Source organism: Brevundimonas sp. UBA7664 (genome assembly GCF_002483305.1).
GTDB lineage: Bacteria > Pseudomonadota > Alphaproteobacteria > Caulobacterales > Caulobacteraceae > Brevundimonas.
The window spans coordinates 1-7,059 of the sequence record NZ_DLHQ01000013.1 but is presented as its reverse complement, the minus strand read 5'-3'; the positions used below and the strand labels follow the sequence as shown (position 1 = coordinate 7,059).

Here is a 7,059-nt window from a genome sequence, read left to right as displayed (position 1 = left end):
GTCCCCGCGCCGGCGGTCCCGGAGGCGGCGGCGGCCCGCCGATACGTATGGGCGGCGGCGGCGGGCGCATGGGCGGCATGCAGCCCGGCCAGGGCCGTTTCAACCTGTCGATCTACCACACGTGGCGGCTTCAGGATGAGATCCTGATCGCCGACGGCCTGCCGCTCCTCGACCTGCTCGACGGCGCCGCCACCGGCGCCCGCGGCGGCAGTCCGCGTCACGAGATCCAGGCCCAGGGCGGGGTCTTCCGCAACGGCATGGGCGCCTTCGTCCGCGCCAACTGGACCGGCTCGACCCGGGTCGATGGCGGAACCGGCCCGGACCTGCGATTCTCGGATCTGGCCACGGTCAATCTGAACGTCTTCATCGACCTGAACGAACGGAAGTCGTGGGTCGCCCAATTCCCGTGGCTGAAGGGTTCGCGGGTCAATCTCGGCGTCCAGAACCTGTTCGACAGCCGGCCCGAGGTCTCGACCAGCGCCGGCGCCCTGCCCCTGACCTACCAGCCCGACTACCTCGACCCCCAGGGCCGCCTGATCAGCCTGAGCTTCCGGAAGATCCTTTTCTAGGGGCGAGGGATGAGGGGCGAGGGATGAGGGTCGAGGGGTGAGGGGCGAGGCACAATGCTTACCTCGACCCTCGACCCTCGACCCTAATCCCTCTTCCGCCCCCATCCCCGCTTCGGCGCCTCGCCCTTCGCCTTGGCGGCGATCTCCTTCAGCTTGCGGCCCTGCAGGGCCGACAGCGCCTGACCCGGCGCGCCCTTCTCGGGGTCGCCGAAGGCGCGACCGTGGGTCTTCACCCGCTCGCTGACCGAATCGATGAACTCGCCCTCCCATTCGGACAGCGAAACGCCCGCCTTCTCTGCCGAGCGGCGGGCGCGTCTGAGGGCGTTGAGGGCCGCCCGCTGGGCCGCCTTGCGTTCGGCTTCAAACGGGCTGGAGGGCGGCTTCTTCGCGCCGCCCTTGCCCCCGCCGAAGCCGGTTCTCTTCAGTGTCAGATCTCGCCGAGCGCCGAGAGGTACAGGTCGAGGATCGCATCCTCCTCCTGCCGCTTGGCCTTGTCCTGCTTGCGGATGCGGATGACCTTGCGCAGGATTTTCACGTCATAGCCCTCGCCCTTGGCCTCGAGGAAGACCTCCTTCATGTCGGCCATGACGGCGGCCTTGTCCTCTTCGAGCCGCTCGATGCGCTCGATGATGGTGCGCAGCCGGCCCTGGGCCGCCGAGTTGAGGACGTCGGGCGAGGAATCGAAGGATGCGTCGTCGGCCAAGGGAGAACTCCGGAACACGGCTCTCCGGGTCGGCGAAAGGCCGCTGGAGAGCGAAGGGGATTTGAGAGGGACGCTAACCACGTCGCCCCGCGCGACTCAACGACCGTCGGGGCCAGACGCGAAAAAGGCTGCGGACAAGTCCGCAGCCCTGAAACTTTCGAGCCGCGCTGTGGCGCGGACGACCGTGTTTAGCCCTGCTTCGCCTTGAAGCGCGGGTCGGTCTTGTTGATCACGTACACAACACCCTTGCGGCGCACGACCTTGCAGTCGCGGTGGCGGGTCTTGAGCGACTTGAGCGAGCTACGGACCTTCATGGTCGTCGTCCTGGGGCAAAGCAAAACAGAAAAGCCGCGGGACGAACCTGCGGCGGAGCGGTGCGTATAGAGAGGCTTCCCCGGTTCGTCAACCAGATGGGCAGGCCCCAGTCGTCTGATCGACAGCCCCGCCCGGGTCGGTCCGCGATTGCCCCCGCCCGCCACATCGTGCAAGCCGATTCCATCGCCCGCGTCCGTAACGCCGCGCCGGCAGGAACCACGCCCATGGGACTGTTCGACTGGATGACCGGCAGCAAACCCGCCCCGCCCGGCGTGCCGCGCCTCCCCGTCCCGGCGCTGCGGGCCGCACTCCTCGCCATCAACCGCGACACCGCCCCCTTCACCGTCCGCGACGGCGCGCCCGAAGGGGTCGACCTCGTGGCCGAATGGCGGATCGTCGACGCCGACTGGTATGAGATCTTCGCCAAGGCCGGCATCCAGCGCGTCTTCAAGGTGCTGATGAAGTTCGACGAAGCGAAGGGCGAGGTCCGCGCCGTCGACCAGTCCTGGGAGGTCGAATGGCGCGCCGGCGTCCCCGTCCTGTCCGCCACGGCCAGCGGCTTCCGCGGCCAGTCGTGGGAAAAGAGCTTCGAGGCGGTCTACGCCTTCCGCGAGGACCTCTCCTGGGGCGAGGTCTACAGCTACCGGTTTGACACCGACGAAATCAAGAAGCCGCTGGTGGCCGCCGCCCGGGCGGCGGGCTGGGGCTGGCGCGGCGTGGCCTTCAGCAAGCTGTGAGCGTCCGCGTACGGTCGGCGGCCCACTGTCCGCTATGGGTGGCAAGGAGACCTGTCCAATGCGGTTCGCGACATTTGATCGCGATGCCGCCGCGGGTGCTGGCCGTCGTGAGAAACCTGCTCCCCCACAGCATCTCGAGGCGACCGGGCAGCTCGGCCGGATTGACAACTCTTTAGTCGGTTTTACAACCGTAACGTTGTTCGCGGGGGTGTTATGCGTTTGTTGTGCGTGGCTGTCGCCACTGGTTTGATTGCTGCGGGCACGCCCGCCGAGTCTCTCAGCCAAGCAGCTCCCAGCGTCGCCATCGCTCGGCTCACCGAGGTCGTTCCAGGCCAACCGATTGAGGCGCGGGCGTACGGCGGACTGGCCTACCGGATCCAAGGCCGAGCAGGCCAACAGGTCACTGTTGATCTACGCGCCGCTGGAAATAGGCCTGTCCGCATCATCGTCGCGAACGCATCAACGACCCCCGCAAGTGCAGTTCACAACACCATCGTCCGAGGTCAGGCCGAAACCGTAACCCTGCCATCGGACGCCCTTTACGTCGTCAGCGTGATGGACACCTCCTTCATCCCCGGCGACTACTTACATACGATCAGTCTGCGAGAAGACAGTGGACAAGATGGCACTACGATGGTGGCCGCTGCCGCAGGTCCAATCACTGCAAACCCGCCCACGGACGGGTCACTTGCGATGGCGACCGCTCAGCGAACTTCACAGCCTCCTTCGACCCCGATCGCATCGGCCCCCGCCGTGGCCGCTGCGATCGCGGAAGTCCCCGCCCGCTGCCGCCAACTTGGCTGCTGGGGCGGGATGGATCAGAACGTCGGGCGCTCGTTCAGCCGATTTGAGATCACCATCCCGGAAACACAGCGCATCTCGTTTTACTGGGTAACGCCGGGGGTGGTGCTGAGAATGGAGAAAAGCGCGTACGGCACATTGATAAACCAGGACTTCACCCTGGATCCAGCGACGGGAGCCCCGATCGGCTTCACTATTCTGGAGAATGGATCGCTGGTGTCTAACGCGGCTGCCGTCGAGGGGGCGACCCGATTGGTCTACCGCTTTGTTGGCGACCGGTTCGAAACGAACATGGATGAATACAAGCGCGGTCGCTGGCGTCCCTGGCGGGCCTTCGGGATGTTCGGCGCGAATGAATCCTTCCGCTCGGACCAAGCGATACAGCAGGCCCGGCAAGACCGAGATGAGATGTTCGGCATGTTGGGCGCAGTGGTCGGGGGTGTGGCCGCTGGTATGCAGACTGACGGCGATATGGCGTCAATCACTGCTGGGATGGCCGCAGGCTCCGCCGTGGCCGGTCCAAACTCTGAGATCGCTTCTGCTGCCAACGCCAACTTCCAAGCCGAACGCCAACGCTACGAGGCCCAGCGCGAAGCGGAGCGTCAGACCATCGCGGCGATGAACGATCCTAATAATCCCCTGACCCAGCAACAACGTCGCGAAGGTGAGGCGAGAGACGCTCGACACGCCGCCGAACGTGCAGACCTTGAGCGTCAGCGGAGCCAGGATGAGGCCCGGTGGACCGAGGACCGGGAGGCCTTGGCCGGAGCGAACACCTATCGGAACACGGCTCAGGCGCCGGCTCAAAACGATGTCGATCGGGGCGCTCGGGACGAAGCAGATCGCCAAGCTCGCCAGGAACAGGCCGAGGCCGACCAGCAGCGGCGCGAGCAACAGGCGCGCGCCGCCGAGCAGCGCGAACGCCAGGCCCAGCAGGCGCGAGAAGAGCAGGAGCGGCGGGATCAAGAAGCGCGCCAACGTCGCGAACAGGCTGAACGCGAGGCCGAGGCCCGCCGTCAGGAGCAGGAGCGCCAGCGCGCCGCTGCCGAGGCCGAACGCAACCGGGTTATCGATTTCAGGGAGGCAGTCGTCCTGTGCTCACTGTCGGATCCTCAAGCCCAGTTCAACAACTGGCGCTGCGAGGGGCCGCTGCAGATGACCTACGTCAATTTCGAACAGGCCAATGTCGCCTTCCACTTCGACCAGATGTCTTGCGCCAACTATCGCGAACTTCCGCGGGCGGGGCCGTACCGCGCCTTCGGCTGCGGCTACGGTCTTCATCCGAGCAATCCCGGAGCCTCGCGCAATGTGCCCGAGATGCTGGGCGTCTTCGTCGACGGCCGTATCACCTTCCGTTGCCCGCGCAACATCAGCGGCGTGTGCAGGGACCGATGAGCGGAGATGGCGAGTAGACGCTGGTCCTTAACGTCCGCTTGGGATCGACAGCTGCCCCCCGCAACATCCGCAGTTTCCCGCGCTCAAGCAGCGAGCGACCGAGTCGCTCGCGTTAGCGCACCAAAGGAGAGGATGGAGGCCTGGCCTCCGAGTTGAACGGAGGGTCTACGGCGTTGCACCGCCGTCGCGTCGCCCCTCCGCCACCAGGCCATCGGTATCGGGTCTCAGAGCTGATCCCCTTCTGCGCCCTCACCCCTCAAATATTCCATGAAATTGAGGGTTAATGACGCAAAATGGGGAAGTCGCCCGCCCCGCACACCCGCGTGGCGCGACTTCCTCCGCCCGTCGCCCGGCGCTACAGCCAGGCCGTCGCGGGCTGCTTCGTCATGTCCAGCAGAATGCCCGTCACCTGAACGCCGCTGCCATCCTCGGTGACGATCCGGAACGCCTGACGGCTCAGCGGCTCCGGGTCCGGCCGCGCCATGGCCCAGCCGGGGAACAGCCGGGCCGTGATCGGCCATTCCCCCAGAACCACGACATTGCAATGCCGGTCGTCGGCCCGAATGCGTACCATCAGCGCGACGAGATCCAGCCGGCCGCCCTCGATCGCCTGAACGAATTTGCCGTCCGGCAGCGCGAGCGCGCCAGTGAGCCGGTCGCGAAGATTGTTCTTCACCGATGTTCTGAAAATCCTGTCGAGCGCCACATCGTCGTTGTGGTCGATCCGGGACTCGCTTCGATAGACCAGCCTGCACAGGTCTTTCGCCATTCTTGTGGCCCTGGGGCGGCATGCCCCACCCAGCGCAACCGTTTGCCGAACGCAAGGTTGCGAAGTCACTCTCCGGCCCCGGATCGTCCCTTCCTCCGGCGGCCCCGCTTTGGCCCCGGTATTGCAGCAAGCCTTGCCCACTCGCGCACTTGTCATGACGCGAACACCGTCGGGGACCTATGATCCAGCCCATGCGTATCAGCCTTCGCCTCATCCTCATCGCCTCCGTCGCCGCCTGCGCGCCCATGCTGCCGGAGGCGCCGCCGGTCGCCCCGACGCCCGACGCCCCCGCGCCGGCCGCTCCCGCGACCGTCCCGTCGACCGCCCCCGCTCCGGTCACGCCCGCGCCCGTCGTCGTCGACCAGGCCGGTTTCGACGGCTGGAAACAGGGTTTCCTCGCCCGCCACGGCGGGGTCCGCCGGGCCGAGTACGAGCGCCAGCTCGCCGGCCTGACCCCCGATCCCTCGGTCATCCGCCTCGACCGCAACCAGCCCGAGTTCAGCCGCCCCGCCGGCGCCTATGTCCAGTCGGCCGCCTCGGCCACCCGCATCGCCCAGGGCCGCGCCCGCACCGACCGCGTGCCGTGGGAGGTGACCCAGCGCTTCGGCGTCCCGACCGAGATCCTCGTCTCCATCTGGGGCAATGAGAGCGCCTTCGGGGCCATCCAGGGCGACTATGACGTCATCCGCTCCCTCGCCACCCTCGCCTATGACGGTCGGCGCCGCGACTGGGCCGAGGGCGAGCTCAAGAACGCGCTCGACATCGTCGTCGACGGCCGTCGCGACCGGGCCGGGCTGAAGGGCAGCTGGGCCGGGGCCATGGGCCAGACCCAGTTCATGCCCGACGCCTATCTGCGTCTCGGCGTCGACCAGACCGGCGACGGCAAGGTCGACATCTGGGGCTCGGACGCCGACGCCCTCGCCTCCGCCGCCAACCTGTTGGCCCGCGCCGGCTGGAAGCCCGGCCAGACCTGGGGCTATGAGGTCACCCTGCCCGCCGGCTTCGACTATGCCGAGGCCGAGGGCCCCCGCCATGCGTGGCGTGAATGGGCCCGGCGCGGCGTCGCCCTCGCCCGCGGCGGCGCCCCCAACGCCGCCGAGGCGCTGGAAGAGGCGGTCATCCTGCTGCCCCAGGGCGCGCGCGGCCCGGCCTTCCTGGCCCTGCCCAACCACTATGTGATCCGCCGCTACAACAACTCGGTCAGCTACGCCCTGGCTATCGGCCTGACCGCCGACGGCATCGCGGGCCGGCCCGGTCTGGTCGCGACCTGGCCCGCCGACGCCCCCCTGTCGCGCGACCAGCGCCTCGGCGCCCAGCGCGCCCTGACCGCCCTCGGCTATGACACCCAGGGCGTCGACGGCGTTGTCGGCGCCAACACCCGCGCCGCCCTGCGCCGCTGGCAGATCGCCGAGGGCCGGCTGGCGGACGGCTACCTGACGGCGGATCTTGCGGATGAGCTGATCCGAAGGGCCAACTGAACCCTCTCCCATTGGGAGAGGGCTTGAGCGCACGAGCGCGCAGCGGTCGTCCTTGCGCGAAAGGGTGTGGGTCGACCGCCGGGGGGCGGCTTCGCCGCTTCACCGAGCCGACCCTCATCCGCCCCCTGCGGGGGCACCTTCTCCCAATGGGAGAAGGGTTTCGCTCTGCTACCCATCCACCGATTGCCAGCATATCCCGCGACGCCAACCCTCTGTTTCCCCTCGCCTTCCCAAAAAAGCAGCGTCCCTATCCCGCCATAGCTGGGGGCCGTCCTAGACTCCCCCCGTCCCG

At 67.6% G+C, this 7,059-nt stretch carries 7 protein-coding genes and 1 pseudogene; 4 read left to right on the top strand and 4 right to left on the bottom strand.

Annotated elements, in window-relative coordinates:
- Positions 1–569 (top strand): annotated as a pseudogene (locus tag B2742_RS02160) (TonB-dependent receptor); the annotation flags it as partial.
- An 83-nt stretch (positions 570–652) separates the two neighbouring features.
- Here the strand turns inward: B2742_RS02160 and B2742_RS02155 are convergent.
- The 3 genes from B2742_RS02155 to ykgO all read right to left on the bottom strand — a co-directional run bounded on the left by B2742_RS02155 (position 653) and on the right by ykgO (position 1,586).
- Positions 653–994 (bottom strand): hypothetical protein, encoded by a 342-nt coding sequence (locus B2742_RS02155; RefSeq protein ID WP_292062407.1) that lies wholly within the window; start codon positions 992–994, stop codon positions 653–655.
- 2 nt (positions 995–996) lie between these two features.
- Positions 997–1,272, bottom strand: a complete 276-nt coding sequence (locus tag B2742_RS02150) for a DUF2312 domain-containing protein (protein ID WP_292062402.1) — start codon at positions 1,270–1,272, stop codon at positions 997–999.
- A gap of 188 nt (positions 1,273–1,460) precedes the next feature.
- The gene (ykgO, locus tag B2742_RS02145; protein ID WP_055832286.1) at positions 1,461–1,586 is read right to left on the bottom strand and encodes a type B 50S ribosomal protein L36; all 126 of its coding nucleotides are present in this window, start codon (positions 1,584–1,586) and stop codon (positions 1,461–1,463) included.
- 225 nt (positions 1,587–1,811) lie between these two features.
- On the opposite strand from ykgO, the gene B2742_RS02140 reads away from it, so the two are divergent.
- Positions 1,812–2,324: a hypothetical protein gene (locus tag B2742_RS02140; protein ID WP_292062395.1), complete on the top strand. Its 513-nt coding sequence runs from the start codon at positions 1,812–1,814 to the stop codon at positions 2,322–2,324.
- 753 nt (positions 2,325–3,077) lie between these two features.
- A complete protein-coding gene (locus B2742_RS02135) occupies positions 3,078–4,520 on the top strand; it encodes a hypothetical protein (RefSeq protein ID WP_292062393.1) in 1,443 nt (480 codons plus the stop codon).
- Between the two features lie 355 nt (positions 4,521–4,875).
- Here B2742_RS02135 and B2742_RS02130 read toward each other — a convergent pair whose 3' ends face one another.
- Positions 4,876–5,289 (bottom strand): BLUF domain-containing protein, encoded by a 414-nt coding sequence (locus B2742_RS02130; RefSeq protein WP_292062392.1) that lies wholly within the window; start codon positions 5,287–5,289, stop codon positions 4,876–4,878.
- Positions 5,290–5,480: 191 nt separating this feature from the next.
- Here B2742_RS02130 and B2742_RS02125 point away from each other — a divergent pair, with 191 nt between their 5' ends.
- A complete protein-coding gene (locus tag B2742_RS02125; RefSeq protein WP_292062390.1) occupies positions 5,481–6,767 on the top strand; it encodes a lytic murein transglycosylase in 1,287 nt (428 codons plus the stop codon).
- The last annotated feature ends 292 nt before the right edge of the window (positions 6,768–7,059 follow it).

Excerpts from the sequence above, each read along its gene's own strand:
- ykgO (WP_055832286.1), bottom strand. The coding sequence starts at position 1,586 with ATGAAGGTCCGTAGCTCGCTCAAGTCGCTCAAGACCCGCCACCGCGAC.
- B2742_RS02140 (WP_292062395.1), top strand. The coding sequence starts at position 1,812 with ATGGGACTGTTCGACTGGATGACCGGCAGCAAACCCGCCCCGCCCGGC.
- B2742_RS02130 (WP_292062392.1), bottom strand. The coding sequence starts at position 5,289 with ATGGCGAAAGACCTGTGCAGGCTGGTCTATCGAAGCGAGTCCCGGATC.
- B2742_RS02125 (WP_292062390.1), top strand. The coding sequence starts at position 5,481 with ATGCGTATCAGCCTTCGCCTCATCCTCATCGCCTCCGTCGCCGCCTGC.